The 15,936-nt window shown below is 67.7% G+C and carries 18 protein-coding genes and 1 tRNA gene; 9 read left to right on the plus strand and 10 right to left on the minus strand.

What is annotated here, in order from left to right; all coding sequences use genetic code 11:
- Nucleotides 1-21: 21 nt before the first annotated feature.
- The 8 genes from ACSQ24_RS14605 to ACSQ24_RS14640 form a co-directional block, all read right to left on the minus strand.
- A complete protein-coding gene (locus ACSQ24_RS14605) occupies nt 22-1,005 on the minus strand; it encodes a TRAP transporter substrate-binding protein (protein ID WP_436095372.1) in 984 nt (327 codons plus the stop codon).
- The gene (locus ACSQ24_RS14610) at nt 996-2,858 is read right to left on the minus strand and encodes a TRAP transporter large permease (RefSeq protein ID WP_436095373.1); all 1,863 of its coding nucleotides are present in this window, start codon (nt 2,856-2,858) and stop codon (nt 996-998) included. The genes ACSQ24_RS14605 and ACSQ24_RS14610 overlap by 10 nt, the downstream gene beginning before the upstream one ends.
- Nucleotides 2,859-2,877: 19 nt before the next feature.
- A complete protein-coding gene (locus ACSQ24_RS14615) occupies nt 2,878-3,192 on the minus strand; it encodes an NIPSNAP family protein (protein WP_092157056.1) in 315 nt (104 codons plus the stop codon).
- Between the two features lie 265 nt (nt 3,193-3,457).
- On the minus strand, nt 3,458-3,637 hold the full coding sequence (locus tag ACSQ24_RS14620; protein WP_436095374.1) for a hypothetical protein: 180 nt from the start codon (nt 3,635-3,637) through the stop codon (nt 3,458-3,460).
- 137 nt (nt 3,638-3,774) lie between these two features.
- Complete coding sequence (locus ACSQ24_RS14625) at nt 3,775-3,981, minus strand: hypothetical protein (protein WP_436095375.1); 207 nt, start codon at nt 3,979-3,981, stop codon at nt 3,775-3,777.
- Between the two features lie 105 nt (nt 3,982-4,086).
- A complete protein-coding gene (locus tag ACSQ24_RS14630) occupies nt 4,087-4,311 on the minus strand; it encodes a hypothetical protein (protein ID WP_436095376.1) in 225 nt (74 codons plus the stop codon).
- A 10-nt stretch (nt 4,312-4,321) separates the two neighbouring features.
- Nucleotides 4,322-4,570: a hypothetical protein gene (locus ACSQ24_RS14635; RefSeq protein WP_129155761.1), complete on the minus strand. Its 249-nt coding sequence runs from the start codon at nt 4,568-4,570 to the stop codon at nt 4,322-4,324.
- A 242-nt stretch (nt 4,571-4,812) separates the two neighbouring features.
- Nucleotides 4,813-5,559 carry an SDR family oxidoreductase gene (locus ACSQ24_RS14640; protein WP_436095377.1) on the minus strand — a complete coding sequence of 249 codons (747 nt, stop codon included), beginning with the start codon at nt 5,557-5,559 and terminating at the stop codon, nt 4,813-4,815.
- A 308-nt stretch (nt 5,560-5,867) separates the two neighbouring features.
- On the opposite strand from ACSQ24_RS14640, the gene ACSQ24_RS14645 reads away from it, so the two are divergent.
- From ACSQ24_RS14645 to ACSQ24_RS14685, 9 genes are all read left to right on the plus strand, one after another.
- Complete coding sequence (locus ACSQ24_RS14645; RefSeq protein ID WP_436095378.1) at nt 5,868-6,656, plus strand: enoyl-CoA hydratase/isomerase family protein; 789 nt, start codon at nt 5,868-5,870, stop codon at nt 6,654-6,656.
- 1 nt (nt 6,657) lies between these two features.
- Nucleotides 6,658-7,473 (plus strand): ABC transporter ATP-binding protein, encoded by an 816-nt coding sequence (locus tag ACSQ24_RS14650; RefSeq protein ID WP_436095379.1) that lies wholly within the window; start codon nt 6,658-6,660, stop codon nt 7,471-7,473.
- Complete coding sequence (locus ACSQ24_RS14655; protein WP_436095380.1) at nt 7,473-8,351, plus strand: branched-chain amino acid ABC transporter permease; 879 nt, start codon at nt 7,473-7,475, stop codon at nt 8,349-8,351. Before ACSQ24_RS14650 ends, ACSQ24_RS14655 begins: the two co-directional genes overlap by 1 nt.
- Nucleotides 8,352-8,355: 4 nt before the next feature.
- A complete protein-coding gene (locus ACSQ24_RS14660) occupies nt 8,356-9,396 on the plus strand; it encodes a branched-chain amino acid ABC transporter permease (protein WP_436095381.1) in 1,041 nt (346 codons plus the stop codon).
- Between the two features lie 53 nt (nt 9,397-9,449).
- Nucleotides 9,450-10,634, plus strand: a complete 1,185-nt coding sequence (locus ACSQ24_RS14665; RefSeq protein WP_436095382.1) for an ABC transporter substrate-binding protein — start codon at nt 9,450-9,452, stop codon at nt 10,632-10,634.
- Nucleotides 10,635-10,863: 229 nt separating this feature from the next.
- Nucleotides 10,864-11,670, plus strand: a complete 807-nt coding sequence (locus ACSQ24_RS14670) for an ABC transporter ATP-binding protein (RefSeq protein ID WP_436095383.1) — start codon at nt 10,864-10,866, stop codon at nt 11,668-11,670.
- An 11-nt stretch (nt 11,671-11,681) separates the two neighbouring features.
- Entirely contained in the window at nt 11,682-13,505 is a 1,824-nt protein-coding gene (locus ACSQ24_RS14675) for an AMP-dependent synthetase/ligase (protein WP_436095384.1), read from the plus strand.
- Between the two features lie 11 nt (nt 13,506-13,516).
- Entirely contained in the window at nt 13,517-14,698 is a 1,182-nt protein-coding gene (bktB, locus tag ACSQ24_RS14680) for a beta-ketothiolase BktB (RefSeq protein WP_436095385.1), read from the plus strand.
- 7 nt (nt 14,699-14,705) lie between these two features.
- Nucleotides 14,706-15,350, plus strand: a complete 645-nt coding sequence (locus tag ACSQ24_RS14685; protein WP_436095386.1) for a TetR/AcrR family transcriptional regulator — start codon at nt 14,706-14,708, stop codon at nt 15,348-15,350.
- A gap of 224 nt (nt 15,351-15,574) precedes the next feature.
- Here the strand turns inward: ACSQ24_RS14685 and ACSQ24_RS14690 are convergent.
- Nucleotides 15,575-15,648: transfer RNA gene (locus ACSQ24_RS14690), tRNA-Gly, on the minus strand.
- A 97-nt stretch (nt 15,649-15,745) separates the two neighbouring features.
- The gene (locus ACSQ24_RS14695; protein WP_436095387.1) at nt 15,746-15,883 is read right to left on the minus strand and encodes a hypothetical protein; all 138 of its coding nucleotides are present in this window, start codon (nt 15,881-15,883) and stop codon (nt 15,746-15,748) included.
- Between the last annotated feature and the right edge of the window lie 53 nt (nt 15,884-15,936).

The following is a 15,936-nucleotide window of genomic DNA, read 5'->3' on the forward strand; positions in this document are numbered from 1 at the left end:
CGGAATGGATGGTGGCCGGGCTCAGGTACTGCTGGCGATCGCCTCGATCTTGTCGAGCCCGCCGAACTTGGGCGCAAAGGAAGCCCAGACCTTGCGCGCGCCGGCCTCCCAGCCGGGGCGATCCTCCGGCTGCACGACCTTGCCGCCCTCGGCCTTCGCCTTGGCCATCGAGGCGTCCTCGTCGGCGATGATGAGCTCGTCGAAATAGCCCGCACCTTCCGCGGCCGCGGCCGAGAACGCCGCCTTGTCTTCCGCGGAGAGGCCCTTCCAGAAGGAAGCGGAGACAGCGACGACGCCGGAGGCCCAGATATGGCCGGTTTCGATCAGATAGGGCACGACTTCGTGCAGCTTGAAGCCGACATAGGCCGACTTGGTCAGGTCCATGCAGTCGACCACGCCGGTTTTCAGCGCATTGTAGGTCTCGGGGATCGGGATCGGCGTCGGATGGGCACCGAAGCCCGACCAGAGCTCGGTGTGCAGCGGGCTCTGGATGACGCGGATGCGCTTGCCCTTGACGCCGGCGGGCGTGGTCAGCGGCTCCTTGGCGAGGAGATGGCGGGCGCCATAGTTGATGAAGCCGAGCACGACGAAGCCCTGCGCCTCGTATTTGCGCTTGAGCTCCTCGCCGAGCGGCCCGGCCAGAACGCGCTTCAGATGCGCGCGGTCGCGGAACAGGAAGGGCAGATCGAGAAGCTGCCCGTCCGGCATCCATGAGGAGAGCGCCGAGATGGTGAAGAGCGAGGCCTGGACCGAGCCGAGCCGCAGGCCCTCGGCCACTTCCTTCTCGCCGCCGAGCGCGGCATTGGGCACGACGCGCAGGTCGAAGCGGCCGGGCGTGCTCTGCGCCAGCTTCGCAGCGATGCGGCGCCAGACCATCGTCTCCGGTTTGTCCTCGCCGAGCAGCGAGGTGACCGTGACCGGCCGACCAGCGGCGACCGCGCGGCTCGTGAGAAAGGTCGGTGCGGCGATCGTGGCGGCGGCGAAGGCGCGGCGAGTCAAAGCCATCGGAACAACTCCTTGAAGGAAACAGGTAGCGACGGCCAGGCCGCCACCGCAAGGCAGAGGACGAAGAGCGCGACGAGCAGGCTCGCCAGCAACGGCAGAACCGCCCGGAAGACCGAAGCCGCGGAAATCCGCATGATGCCGCTCGCGACATAGACGAGGATGCCGAGCGGCGGCGTCAGGCCGTGGATCATCAGGTTGACCACAAGGACGACGCCGAACTGGATCGGGTCGAGGCCCGCGGCGATGGCGGCTGGTAGCAACAGCGGCGCCAGCAGCAGGATCGCCGCGCCGATGTCGAGGAAGAGGCCGGCGACCAGCAAAACGAGGTTCGACAGCAGCATCACCGCCAGCGGTCCGCCGCCCAGCGCCGTCACCAGCCCAGCCATCTGCTCCGAGACACGGTCGACCGCGAGCAGGAAGGCGAAGGGCGCGGAGGCGCCGATCAGGAGGCCGACCGCTGCCGCCTCCCCCGCCGCCTTGCGCAAGGACGCCAGCACGGTGCCGGCGTTCAAGCTGCGCAGGAGCAGGCAGGCGACCAAGGCATAGGCGACGGCGAGCGCCGAAGCTTCCGTCACCGTGACCACGCCGAAGCGGATACCGACCACGACGACGATGCCGAGGCCGATCGCCGGCAGCGCGCCGACGAAGGCCCGCGTCCGCTCGGTACCGCTGGCGCGCGGGGCGGAATCGACCACGCCGCGCACGCTGAGATGGATGCCGATGGCGAGCGCCAAAGTCAGTACTGCACCCGCCACGAAGCCGCCGACGAGCAACGAGCCGACCGAGAGATTGGTCGCCGCCGCCAGGATCAGGAAGGCGATCGAGGGCGGGATGATGTTGTCGAGCATCGAGACGCCGGCGACGATCGCGGCGGCATTGGCCGGCGGATAGCCGCGCGCCACCAGCGCCGGCGCCATCACCTTGGCGCCGAAGGCGGCGTTGGCGACCGAGGAGCCGGAGGCGCCGGAGAACAGCACGCTCGCGATCAGCGCGGTCTGCGCCAGCCCGGCCCGGAAATGCCCGACGAGCGCCGCGGCAAAACGCACCAGCCGCTCGGCGAGACCGCCCGCGGTCAGCAATTCGCCGGCGAGCAGGAAGAATGGGATCGCCAGCAGCAGGAATTTCGAGACGCCCGCCACCGTGTTCTGGACGATGGCCGGCTCCGGCAGGAGGCCGCCGAAGGCGCCCGAGAGCGAGACGCCGGCGAGGAGCGCGAAGGGTAGTGGCGCGCCAAGCAGGAGCCCTGCCGCAGCGGCGAGCCCGGCGACCAGGCTGGGTGTTCCAACGAAAAGGCCGGTCACGCTGTTTGCCAGGGCATAGAGGCCCATGCCGAGCAGTAGCGCGGCGAGCGCCACGGGCCAGGACAGGTTCAGCGCCGCCCGCCAGAGCACGACGACAAGCGTCAGCCCGCCGCCGATGGCGAAGACGGCGAAGCGCAGGCTCTCGGGCAGGCCGAGCACGGTCGAAGTGCCGCCGACCATTGCAGCGACGCTGGCGCCGCCGAGCGCCAGGACCAGCGAGCCATGGACGGCGATCGCCTCGGCCAGGATGGCAGCGAGGCGTCGTCCCTTCGGCGGCAGGAGGTTCGCGACGACATCGAGCCGCATGGCGAGCGCGCTGGTCGCCGCCAGCGGCGCACCAACCGCGACCAGCGCGACATTGAGCCAGATCGCGAGCTCGTCCGACCAGACCAGCCCACCCCCGAACAGATAGCGGCGCGAAACCGCCGCCATCACCACGAGGAAGAGCAGAGCGAGAATCGCCGCGCCCAGCCATTCGAGGCCCGCCACGAGTACGGCGAGCCCGCGGCCGCCGATGCGGCGAGCGGGTGGTTGGGTCGGCGCAGCGATCATGGCAGCGCCCTGCACCGCATCAGCGCAGCGGAGAGAAGTGCGTCGGCCTCAGGATCCGGCTGCGCATTTCAAGCACATAAGGAGCCGCCTTGGCGCGGAAGACCTGCCAGCGCGGATCGGCCTCCATCGCAGCGCGCCGGCGTTCGCGATCACCGGCATCCTCGAAGCGCCACATATGCACGACCTCGTTGACCACACCGCTATCGGTGGTGAACCAGCCGATCAGATGGCCGAGATGGGAGATCTGCAGCTCCATCCCTTCGGCGACGTAAAGGTCGAGATAGTCGCGCACATGCGCGGGCTTGATGGCGTAGGTACGCTCGTCGAGGATCATCGTGCCCCTCATGGCCAAAAGGCGAAGCCGCGCTGCGGCCTTGCGATCAGATAGCCGTCTTCGCGGCAAAGCCCAACCGGCGCGGCTCCGGTCCCGGCCGCGATCTATGCATGGCGGAAGTTCCTCGCGGCCGGCGACCAGCGCACAGCGGAGGGAGCGGTGCACGAGAGCCGCGTTGCGAAGAAGAATGAACTGCGAAGGCGCTCAGTAAGAGCAACATCCAGGAGCGGAAGCCCACACCTGCACCGGCCTCAGGCGCCGGCGGCTATTCTTCTTCGGAACTATAAGGTCGTTCGGCGCGCGAGGGTCGCTGCCCCGCCTGGCGCTCGTAACGACGCTCGCGATCGCGGTCCTGCGTCATGACGCAGTTCGCATAGGCGTCGGTGCCGCGCTGGAAGCCATAGGCGTCGCAGCGCGAGCGGTCCTCGACGATCGGGTCCGGCATGCTCGCGCAGGCGCTGAGAGCCAGGGTGAGTGCTGATGCGGCAATGATCCTCATGGCGTGAGGGTGAAAGCGCCGCATGGCCGCTTTGGGGCAACAATCCGGCGGTGATGGGGAGGCAGGCGCCGCAGCTTGCTCGGTCAGCGCTCGGCGTTCTTGGTAGCGCTTTCGAGAATCCTGACAGTCTCTTCCAGGCTTTCCTTAACACCGAGCTGGAAGTCCTTGCGGAAGGCGATGATGGTGTCGGGCGGCTGGCCCTTGAAGGTGTAGACGACGCTGACCTGGTCAGGATTGACGTAGACAGGCTTGCCGTCGCTGGGCGAGGTGAACTTGCAGAGTTTGGGCATGTGACTTGTCTCCGGAGCAATCCGAGCGATTCCGTCACCATATCCTAGCAAAGCTACAGGCCTCGCCACAGCCGCGGCGAGGCCTGCGCAGGATCAATACAATGATCAGCGCGCGATACGGGCTCGCCCGCCGCAGAAGCGCTGCTCCACCGCACGCTCGTAGCCGAGCTCACGGTCAAAGACCATGACGGTGCGGGTCAGGCAGTCGCCGTCCTGGACCACGCCGGTATTGACGAGAGTACCATCGGGGGCGGCCACGATGGTCGGACCACAAGCGGCTGCGGCGGCCGCAAGGCCGAGCGCGATGGTGAACTTTGCGATGCGGTTCATGTGCAGCCTCCTAGAAATAGAGGCCGCGGCCGCAGCGGCGCACCCGCCGGTTCTCATAGTAGCCGGTGTAGCGGTTGAACACACGCACCGTCTTGTAGAGGCAGTACTTGCCGTCGTTGCGACCGTCGTAATAGGTCCGGCCGGTATCCATGTCGACGCCAAGGAATTCGTCCTTGCCCTTCTTGCCCTGGGCGAAGGCCGGAGCCGCCGCAAGGCTGAGAGCAGCGAACCCCGCTGCGGCGATGGCAATCTTGAGCATGGCATTTCTCCTGTCTTGCGGCGGAAATATGTCCAGCACCGCGTGCGGGGCCTTGGAGCGGTCAGTACGGTTTTCGCGCGGCTCTACGAGATTATCCATGGTGAACGGCCAAATCGGCAGGCAGATCACCGCATTTCACCCTGAACCCATAGCAGAGCGGCGCTCGGTTTTGCACCCGCCGCGTGACGCAATCTCGCCACGATTGCGCCGTGAGCTTGGCACGACGCTCCAACGCCAACCGGCTAGAAGTGAGCGAGATAGCCGCCGTCGACCGGCAGCGTGACACCGGTGATGAACGAAGCCTCGGGCGAGCAGAGGAACACCACCGCCCCCACCAGCTCCTTCGGTACGCCCCAGCGCCCGAGCGAGGTGCGATGCGACAGCCGCTCGGCGATGGCCGGGTCCGCGACCAGCGCCGCATTGGCCTCGGTCGCGAAGAAGCCCGGTGCGACGGCGTTGACGGTGATCGCGCGGTGCCCAAGTTCGGCGGCGAGCGCCTTGGTCAGTGCGTCGAGCCCGCCCTTGGTGGCGATATAGCCGGGATCGCCGGCCCGGGCGATCCGCCCGGCGATCGAGGTGATGTTCACGATCCGGCCGCCATCCGGCATATGCGGCGCAAGCTGCCGCACCAGATCGAACGGCGCGATCAGATTGACCTCCAGCAGGGCCCGAAAGGCGGCACGGTCGAGCTGATCGAGCGGGCGGCGGTCGCGCGCGCCGGCATTGTTGACGAGAAAATCGATGCCACCACGGTCGTCGACGAGCTTGCGGCACGCTTCAGCGGTCGAGGCCTCGTCCGCAAGGTCCGCGACGAGGACGGAGACATTGGCACCGCCAGCCTCCAGAGCACGCTTCGCTTCGTCGAGCTCGGCCGGCTTGCGTCCGTGCAGCACGACATGGGCGCCGTTCTCGGCGAGACCGCGGGCGATCTCCAGCCCGAGCCCCTTGCCGGCACCTGTCACCAGGGCCGTCTTACCTGCCAGCTTCATCACAGTCCTCGGCGGGATCGAAGTCGGGGACTGCTCTCCTACAATCAAGGCACATCGGCACGCCAGCCATGGGATCGCGACCCGCCCGGGTATGGAGCGTGGTGATCTCCCGGTAGAGTTTCGAGCGCCGTGAAGCGGGCGATGCAATGGCGGGGCATGCACCCGTTCCGTTTCGACAATCCGGGCCGTGCGGAATTGCGCATGGCGCGCTTCGCGAGGTTTCGCCTTACTCACGAGTAAGCTCAGGAATATCGAGTAGAGCTGGAGATGCCGCGGCGGCCAACGACCGCGGACTCGAGGGGAACGTCATGGACCAGGCCGAGAGCCCGGTGCTGCTCGCGATCGAGCAGGCCGTCGCCACCGTCACGCTCAATCGTCCGCGCGTTCTCAACGCGATCGACCCGCACATGGCGCGCAGCCTTGCGGATGCGATGGAACGCATCGCACGGGACGGTACCGCGCGCGTCCTGCTGCTGCGCGGCGAGGGGCGTGCCTTCTGCGCCGGCGGCGATGTCGCCCGCTTTGTCGAGGGCGATCCGGCAGCCGCGATCGAAGCCATCATCGACCCGCTTCACCACGCATTGCGCACGCTCGACGCGCTGAAGCTGCCGACGCTCGCGGCCGTGCAGGGCCCGATCGCCGGAGCAGGCTTCAGCCTTGCCATGGCCTGCAACCTCTGCATCGCCGCCGATGATGCCGTCTTCACAATGGCCTATTCGCGCATCGGCGCTTCTCCGGACGGCTCGGCGACCTATCGGTTGCCGCGCCTCGTCGGCGAGCGCAAGGCGCTCGAACTCACGATGCTGGCGGAGCCCTTACGCGCGGCGGAGGCGCTGGCGCTCGGCCTGGTCAACCGCGTCGTGCCGGCCGCCGAGCTGGCGGACGAAGCCATGTCGCTGGCGCGCCGGCTCGCGCAGGGGCCGACGGCGGCCTATGCCCGCATCAAGCATCTCATCGGCCGCTCGCTCGGCAACGACCTCTCCGCCCAGCTCGATCTCGAGCGCGAGGCCTTTCTCGCCGGCGCGCGCACCGCCGACTTCAGGGAAGGCGCGCAGGCCTTCCTGGCCAAGCGGCCGCCCCAGTTCGAGGGGCGCTGAGATGGCGGCTTCTCCCATTCTGGAAGTGTCCGGCGTCTCGCTCGCCTTCGGTGGGGTGCGCGCACTCAGCGATGTCTCCTTTAAGGTGCCAGAAGGCGCGATCACCGCGGTGATCGGCCCGAACGGCGCCGGCAAGACCTCGCTGTTCAACACGATCTCGGGCTTCTACCGGCCGCAGGCCGGCAGCATCAGCTTCGCGGGGAAAAGCCTCGACGGCGTGCGCGCGCCGCAGCGTGCCGCGCGCGGCCTCGCCCGCACTTTCCAGAACATCGCTCTGTTCCGCGGCATGACCGTGCTCGACAACATCAAGCTCGGCCGCCACGCCCATATGCGCACCGGCGTGCTCGATGCGCTGCTCTATTGGGGCCGGGCCCGGAAGGAAGAGCTGGAACTTCGCGCCGAGATCGAGGAGCGCATCATCGATTTCCTCGAGATCCAGCACATCCGCAACGCCTCGGTCGGCACGCTCTCCTACGGGTTGCAGAAGCGCGTCGAGCTGGCGCGGGCGCTGGCCATGCGCCCGCGCATCCTGATGCTCGACGAGCCGGTCGCCGGGATGAACCGCGAGGAGACCGAGGACATGGCCCGCTTCATCCTCGACGTGAAGGAGGAATGGGGCGTCACCATCCTGATGGTCGAGCACGACATGGGCATGGTGATGGACATCTCCGACCATGTCGTGGTGCTGAATTTCGGCCAGGTCATCGCCAGCGGCACGCCGCGCGAGGTCCAGGGCAACGAGGCGGTGGTCGCCGCCTATCTCGGCTCGGGCGATGTCGGCGCGATCGCGCGCCGGATCAAGGCGGAGGCGGCGTGATGGACACCCTCTTCCTCACTGAGGTTACCCTCGCCGGCCTCGGCGCCGGCGCGCTCTATGCGCTGACCGGCGTCGCCTTCGTGCTGATCTACAAGGCGACGCAGGTGGTCAACCTCGCCATCGGCGAGATCCTGATGCTCGGCGGCTACGCCTTCCTCGGCTTCGCTGCCGGGCTTGGCCTCTCGCCCTGGCTGGCGCTGCCGCTCGCGATCGCGGCCGGCGGTGCCTTCGGCTGGCTGGTCGAGCGCGCCCTGATCCGGCCGATGCTGGGCGAGAGCCCGATCTCGGTGTTCATGGTGACGATCGGCCTCGGCTCGATCCTGGCCGGCGTGGTGCAGCTCTGCTGGGGCGCCGACCCGCTGCGCCTGCCCGAGTTCATGCCGTCGACGCCGGTCTTCATCGGCGAGGCCTATCTCGCGCCGAAGGTCGCGATCGGCTTCGTCGCGGCCGCCGTGGTGATCGGGCTTTTCCTCGCTCTGTTCCGCTTCTCGCGCGGCGGCGTCGCGCTGAAGGCGACGGCGGCCGACCAGGGCGCGGCCTATTCGGTCGGCATCGACGTGCCGCGCGTCTTCTCGGTCGCCTGGATCCTCGCCTGCGCCACCGCGGCCGGCGCCGGCGTGCTGATCGGGGCGATCGGCGGGATCTCGCCGACCATGGGCGTGTTTGGCCTCTCCGTCCTCGTCGTCGTCATCATCGGCGGGCTCGACTCGATTGCAGGCGCGCTGGTTGGCGGCCTGCTGATCGGACTGGTCGAGGCGCTCGCCGGCGCCTTCCTCGGCGGCGAGTTCAAGCTCGTCGTCACCTTCGCGCTGCTGCTCGTGCTGCTGATGGTCCGCCCCTACGGGCTGTTCGGCACCCACGAGATCGAGAGGCTGTAGCGCCATGCGGATCGGCACGCTCAAGACCAGCTACGCCGCCGACGAGGCGCTGTTCGACACGCCGATGCAACGCCTGCTGCTGGGATTGCTCGCGCTTGGCGCGATCGCCTTTCCCTTCGTCGCCAGCCCCTATTGGCTCTTCCTCGCCTGCCTCTGCGCGATCAACGTCGCGAGCGCGACGGGCCTCAACCTGCTCACCGGCTATACTGGCCTCGTCAGCCTCGGCCAGGCCGCCTTCATGAGCGTCGGCGCCTATACGGTCGCGGTGCTGGAGATCAGGCTCGGCACGCCCTTCTTCATCAACCTTCTGGTCGGCGCCGGCCTCGCCGCCATGATCGGCATCCTCGTCGGCATTCCCAGCCTCAAGGTGAAGGGGCTCTATCTCGCCATCGCGACGATCGCCGCCTCGGTCATCCTCCACTTCCTGTTCGCGCACTGGAGCTTGACCGGCGAGTCGCGCGGCCTGTCGATGCCGCCGGCGCGCCTGTTCGGCCTGACGCTCGACCAGCCCTTCTCGCTCTACTGGCTGATCATGCCGGTGACCTGCCTGATGGTGCTCGGCGCGGCCAACCTGCTGCGCACCAGGATCGGGCGCGCCTTCATCGCGATCCGCGACCGCGACATCTCGGCCGAGGTCCTCGGCATACCCTTGCTGCGCTACAAGCTGACGAGCTTTGCGATCTCGTCCTTCTATGCCGGCCTCGCCGGCGGGCTCTGGGCCTATTTCTTCCGCGTCGTCACGCCTGAGAGCTTCCCGCTGGTCAATTCGATCTTCTACCTCGCGGCGATCATCGTCGGCGGCATGGGCACGATCCTCGGCGGCATCCTCGGCGCGGTCTTCATGACGCTGGTGCCGGAGCTTTTGAAGTTCGCCGCGAACTGGGCGACGCCGATCTACCCGGATGCGCTGGCGGCGCTGGCGCCCGTGCGCACCATCGTCTTCGGTGGGCTGATCGTCGGCTTCCTGATCTTCGAGCCGCGCGGCCTCGCCGAAATCTGGCGGCGCCTGCGGCGCTTCTTCCATCTCTGGCCGTTCAGGACCTGAGCACTTCGCTGAAACGGCTGCCGTCAAGAGCAGCCAACCCAAGGGAGGATGAGATGACGAATACGCAACTCGACAGGCGCCAGCTTCTGGCCGGCACCGCGGCGCTCGCCGGCGGATTGGCGCTCGGCGTCAGGCCGCTCGCGGCGCAGGACAGCGGCGACATCGTGCTCGGCGGCTCGATCCCGCTGACCGGGGTCTTCGCCTTCGCCGGCGTCGGCATCCATGCCGGCATCCAGGACTATCTCAAGATCCTGAACGATGGCGGCGGCATCAAGGGCCGCAAGATCAAGTATGTCGCCGAGGACACCGCCTACAAGGTCGACGCCTCGGTCGCCGCCTTCAACAAGATCACCAGCCAGGAGAAGGTCTCGCTCTATTACGGCGACTCGACCGGCTTCTCGAAGACGATCAATCCCGAGCTCGACCGGCGCGGCAGCATGATCATGGCCGGCGCCTCCTTTGCGACCGAGCTCAACGACCCCAAGAAGTTCCCGCTGCAGTTCATGGCCGGGCCCGACTACACCGAGATGTTCGGCATCCTCTTGCGCTACATCGCCAAGGAGAAGCCGGGCGCCCGCGTCGCCTTCGTCTATTCCGACAGCGAGTTCGGACGCGATCCGATCGTGCCGAGCGAGGCGGTCGCCAAGGAGCTGAAGCTCAGCGTCGTCGAGAAGATCGTGACGCCGCCCGGCAGCGTCGACGTCTCGACCGAGGTGCTGAAGCTGCGCCGCGCCAATCCCGACTTCACGATCTTCCACGGCTATGTGCTGGCGCCGATCCCGGAATTCGTGGCGCAGGCCAAGCAGATGGGCATGAAGAGCCAGTTCATGGGCACGTTCTGGACCATGGACAACTCGACCGTGCAGCGCATGGGCGACGCCGCCGACGGTTTCATGGGCGTGATGCCCTACCGCTATTACTACGACAAGGACGGCACGGCGCCGATGCTGGAGAAGATCCGGCAGATGCGGCCGGAATACCAGTCGACCGGCTACCTGCAGGGCTTCGTCACCGCCATGCTGATGGCCGAGGCGGTGAAGCGCACGCTCGATGCCGGCAAGGAGCTCACCGGCATCAACCTCAAGGCCGGGCTCAACAGCATCAAGGATTTCGACACCGGCGGGCTGTTCGGCGTGCCGATCTCGATCCCCGGCAATTCCGTGCCGGTCGGGCGCATCTACCGCTTCGACGCCAAGGCCAAGCAGATGCAGCCGGCCTCCGACTGGATCAAGCTGTGAGCCGACTCGCGTCTTCCTACGCGGGGCAGGCGCAACCGTCATCCCCCTCCCCCCGCTTGCGGTGGGGAGGGGTTAGGGGTGGGGGGCAGTGCCGCTTGGCGAAAGCCAGACCAATGGATGCGCTCTGCTTTCCGGCCCCCCACCCAACCCTCCCCACCGCAAGCGGGGGGAGGGCTAGGTTCTGCCATCGAGAACCAACCTCATGTGCTCGTTGGTTCGGGAGAGCGCGATGAGCCCCCATGTGCTCGACGTCAACAATGTCGAGGTGGTCTATAACCGGACCGTGCAGGTGCTGCGCGGGCTGTCGTTGCAAGTGCCGGAGGGCGAGATCGTCGCCCTCCTCGGCTCGAACGGCGCCGGCAAGTCGACCCTGCTCAAGGCGGTGTCGAACCTGCTCTCGCTCGAGGATGGCGACGTCACCGCCGGCGCCATCCGCTTTCGCGGCGACGATATCGCCAGCCTCACCCCGCACGGGCTGGTCCGGCGCGGCCTCTTCCATGTCATGGAGGGGCGGCGCATCTTCGAGGACCTGACCGTCGAGGAGAATCTTACCGCCGCGACCTTCGCGCTGACCGGACGCAAGCTGCCCGCCGCCGATTTCGACCTGGTCTACAGCTACTTCCCGAGGTTGCACGAGCGCCGGAAGGGCCTCGCGGGCTATCTCTCCGGTGGCGAGCAGCAGATGCTGGCGATCGGACGGGCGCTGATCGCGCGGCCCTCGCTGATCCTGCTCGACGAGCCTTCGCTCGGCCTCGCGCCCAAGCTGGTCGAGGAGATCTTCGCGATCATCGCCCGCATCAATGCCGAGCAGAAGGTCTCGATGCTGCTGGTCGAGCAGAACGCCGCCGTCGCCTTCGCGGTGGCGAGCTACGGCTACATCCTCGAAATGGGCAAGGTCGTGATCGACGGGCCGGTCGAGAAGCTGATGCGCGACCAGGACGTGCGCGAATTCTATCTCGGCCTCGGCGGCGCCGGAGCCGAGCGCAGCTATCGCGACATCAAGCACTACAAGCGCCGCAAGCGCTGGCTCTCGTGAGGATGTCGGCGATGCACGAGCTCCCCAACCTCACCTTGCCGCAGATGCTGCGCGAGAATGCGCGGACGATGCCGGAGCGGCTGGCGCTCAGGCAGAAGGATTTCGGCATCTGGCTGCCGATCGATTGGGCCGATTACGACCGGCGCGCCCGCCATTTCGGCCTCGGCCTGCGCGCGCTCGGCCTCGCCGAAGGCGGCCACGTCGGCATCCTCTCCGAGAACCGCGCCGAATGGGTCGTCGCCCAGCTCGGTGCCGGCATGGTGCGCGCCGTCGCGGTCGGGGTCTATGCGACGAGCCCGGCCAACGAGGTCGCCTATGTGCTGGGGCATGCCGAGGTCGAGATCGTCGTCTGCGAGGACCAGGAGCAGACCGACAAGGTGCTGGAGCGGCTGGAGGAATTGCCCCAGCTGAAGCGCATCGTCGTGATCGATCCCAAGGGCCTGCGGGGTTACGCCTCCGAGCTGGTCGTCGCCTTCGCCGAGGTGCTGCGCCTCGGCGCCGGGCACGAGGCCGAGCATCCCGGGCTGGTCGAAGCCTGCCTCGCCGCCCAGACGCAGGCCGATATCGGCCTGATGGTCTACACCTCCGGCTCGACCGGCAAGCCCAAGGGCGCGATGCTGAGCTATCGCAACATGCGCGCCCAGGCGGCCGGCGTCGTCGAGCGGCTCGGCTACGACGCCTCGACGACCAACCTGTCCTATCTGCCGCTCTGCCATGTCGCCGAGCAGATGCTGAGCACGATGGCGCCGATCTATTCCGGCTCCTGCGTCTCTTTCGGCGAGTCGATCCGCACCGTGCAGGAAGACCTGCGCGAGGTCGCACCGACGCTGTTCCTCGGCGTCCCCCGCATCTGGGAGAAGCTGCACGCCTCGATCCACATCAAGCTGATGGAGGCCGGCGGCTGGCGCCGGCGCCTGTTCGAGGCCGGTCTTGCCGCCTGCGAGCCCTTCGCCACCAAGCCAAAGGCCGCACGCAGCCTGCGCGAAAAGGCGCTGGCGTTGTTTTACCACCTCGTCATCTTCCGCCCGCTGCAGAATTTCATCGGCCTGCGCAAGGCGAAGGTCGCGCTCACCGGCGCGGCGCCGATCCCGCCGCGCATCGTGCAGTTCTTCCGCACGCTCGGCGTGCCGTTGGTCGAGGTCTATGGGCTGACCGAGACCTCCGGCATGGCGACCGGCCAGCGCCTCGAGCACCTGCTCCCCGGCGCGGTCGGCGAGGCGGTGTCGGGCGCCGAGGCCAGGCTCGGCGACCAGGGCGAATTGCTGGTGCGCGGCGACATCGTCTTCGAGGGTTATTTCCGCAATCCCGAGGCGACGGAAGGCGTGCTGCGCGACGGCTGGCTCCACACCGGCGACGTCGCCGTGATCGAGGGCGGCCAGGTCCGGATCGTCGATCGCCTCAAGGACATCATGATCACCGCCGGCGGCAAGAATCTCAGCCCGTCCGAGATCGAGAACACGGTGAAGGGCAGCGCCTTCATCAAGGAGTGCATCGTCGTCGCCGATGGCCGCCGCTACCCCTCCGCGCTGATCCAGATCGACGCCGAGACCGTCGGCAAATGGGCCGAGGAGAACCGCCTCCCCTTCACCCATTTCCGCAGCCTCGCCGAGCATGCGCGGGTGCGCGAGCTCGTCGCCGCAGAGATCGAACAGGCGAACAGCCAGCTCGCGCCGGTGGCGCAGCTCAAGCGCTTCCACCTCCTCGTCAAGGAACTCGACCATGACGATGACGAGGTCACCGCGACGATGAAGGTGCGCCGGTCAAACATCGCAAAGAAATACGCCGCCGAGATCGAGGCCCTGTACAAGCCCGAGCGGCAGGCCGAACCAGCCTGAAGGAGCAATTCATGAGCCGTCATGTCGTCATCACCGCGGGTGCGCGCACCGCGATCGGAACCTTCGGCGGAGCGCTCTCCGGCCATGCGCCGACCGCGCTCGGTGCAGCTTGCGTCGGCGAGGCGCTGCGCCGGGCCGAGCTGCCGGCCGCCGAGGTCGAGCATGTCGTGTTCGGCAACGTCATCCTGACCGAATCGAAGGACGCCTATCTCGCGCGTGTCGCGGCGATCGAGGCAGGCATCCCGGTCGAGGTGCCGGCACTGACGCTGAACCGGCTTTGCGGCTCCGGCGTCCAGGCGATCGTCTCCGCCGCTCAGGCGATCATGCTCGGCGATTGCGACACCGCCGTCGCCGGCGGCGCCGAGACGATGAGCCGCGCGCCGCATCTTCTGTCGACCGCCCGCTTCGGCCAACGCATGGGCGACACGATCGCCTCGGACCATCTGACCGGCATCCTGACCGATCCGTTCGGCAACGGCATCATGGGCATCACCGCCGAGAACGTCGCCGAGCGCTACGGCATCGACCGCGAGGCGCAGGACGCCTTCGCCGCGGAGAGTCAGCGCCGCGCCGCCGATGCGATCGCCGCCGGCCGCTTCCGCGAGCAAATCCTGCCGGTCGAGGCGCGCAAGGGCCGCGACACGATCAGCTTCGACACCGACGAGCATCCCAAGCCCGGCACGACCGCAGAGACGCTGAAAGGCCTGCGACCGACCTTCAAGAAGGACGGGACGGTCACGCCCGGCAACGCCTCGGGCATCAATGACGGCGCCGCCGCGATGGTGCTGATGGAGGAAGGTCGCGCCGGCCGCGAGGGCAAGCCAGTGCTGGCGCGCATCGTCGGCTATGCCCATGCCGGCGTCGAGCCGGGGGTGATGGGGATCGGCCCCGTGCCGGCGGTCAAGGCGCTGCTCAAGCGCACCGGGCTCTCCTTGAAGGACTTCGACGTGATCGAGTCGAACGAGGCCTTCGCCGCCCAGGCCTGTGCGGTCGCCAGGGAGCTGGGTTTCGATCCGGCCAAGGTCAATCCGAATGGCGGCGCGATCGCGCTCGGCCATCCGGTCGGCGCGACCGGCGCGATCATCACCCTGAAGGCGGCCTATGAGCTGAAGCGCACCGGCGGCCGCTACGGGCTGGTGACGATGTGCATCGGCGGTGGCCAGGGCATCGCGCTCGCGATCGAGCGGGCCTGAGCCGGTCATGGCGACAGCTCTCTGGAAGACGCCGGCGCAGCGCGAGCGCGAACGCGCCCTCAAGCGCGAGGCCGTGCTGCGCGTCGCGGCGCAGGCCTTCAGCGAGCAGGGGTTCCACCGCACCTCGCTCGACGATGTCGCCGAGCGGCTGAACGTAACCAAGCCGACGATCTACCATTATGTGCGCAGCAAGGACGAGATCCTGTTCGAATGCGTGCGGATCGGGCTGGAGCGGCTCGATGCCGCCGCCGCCTCGGCCGAGGCCAGGCGCAGCGGCGGCAGCGGCCTCGATCGGCTGATCGTGCTCTGGACCGAATATGCCCATATCGTCACCGAGGATTTCGGGCGCTGCCTCATCCTCGTCGGCGAGGATCCGCTGCCGGCCGAGACCCGCAAAGAATTGCGCGCCCTCAAGGGCAAGATCGACAAGCGCTTTCGCGGGTTGATCGAGGCCGGCATCGCCGACGGCTCGATCCGCTCCTGCGACCCCAAGCTGCTCGCCTTCGCCGCGGCCGGCGCGCTGAGCTGGATCGCCCGCTGGCATGACCCCGCCGGGCCGCTCTCTGTCGACAATATCGCCCGCGAGACGATCGGGCTCTTCGTGAATGGTATCGGCGCGCTCGAGCACAGCGCACGTCGCGTCAGCTCCTAGAGCGTGCTGAGTTCACACGGAACCACCATCGTCATCCTGGGCGAGCAAAGCTCGACCCGGGATCCATCGGAGAGCTCCGGAGCCTTACGATGGATCCCGGAGCTGCGCGGCTTCGCCGCTTGTCCGGGATGACCAAGTGGTTCCGCGTAAAATCCGCAGGCTCCAGCTGGGGAGCCGGCAAATTCCGCGGTGAGACGGGACGAATGCGAAATCAATGTGGGGGATGGAGCGGGTGGAGGGAATCGAACCCTCGTATTCAGCTTGGAAGGCTGCTGCTCTACCATTGAGCTACACCCGCACCGGGCCGCCAAATTCCGCATCCGGCCGGTAGGTGTCAACCCATCGCAGGAAAGAAGATGGCGTCATCCACCTGTGGCGGCGGCAGGTGGGCGCAATTACATATCGCTCAACGCCAGTCGGCCGAGCCAGATCGCGGCGCCGGTGAACGCGCCGAGCGCCGCCCCTCCGGCGAGCGTGCCGAAGGCCAGGGCGCCGGCCGCGGCCACCGCCGTGCTGAAAAGTGCAATCCCCATAGTCCTCTTCCCCAACGGCAAGCCTAGCAAAGCCACGCCGTGCGACTGCCCCC

The organism is Allobosea sp. LjRoot237, from assembly GCF_964253285.1.
In the GTDB taxonomy this organism is placed as follows: domain Bacteria; phylum Pseudomonadota; class Alphaproteobacteria; order Rhizobiales; family Beijerinckiaceae; genus Allobosea.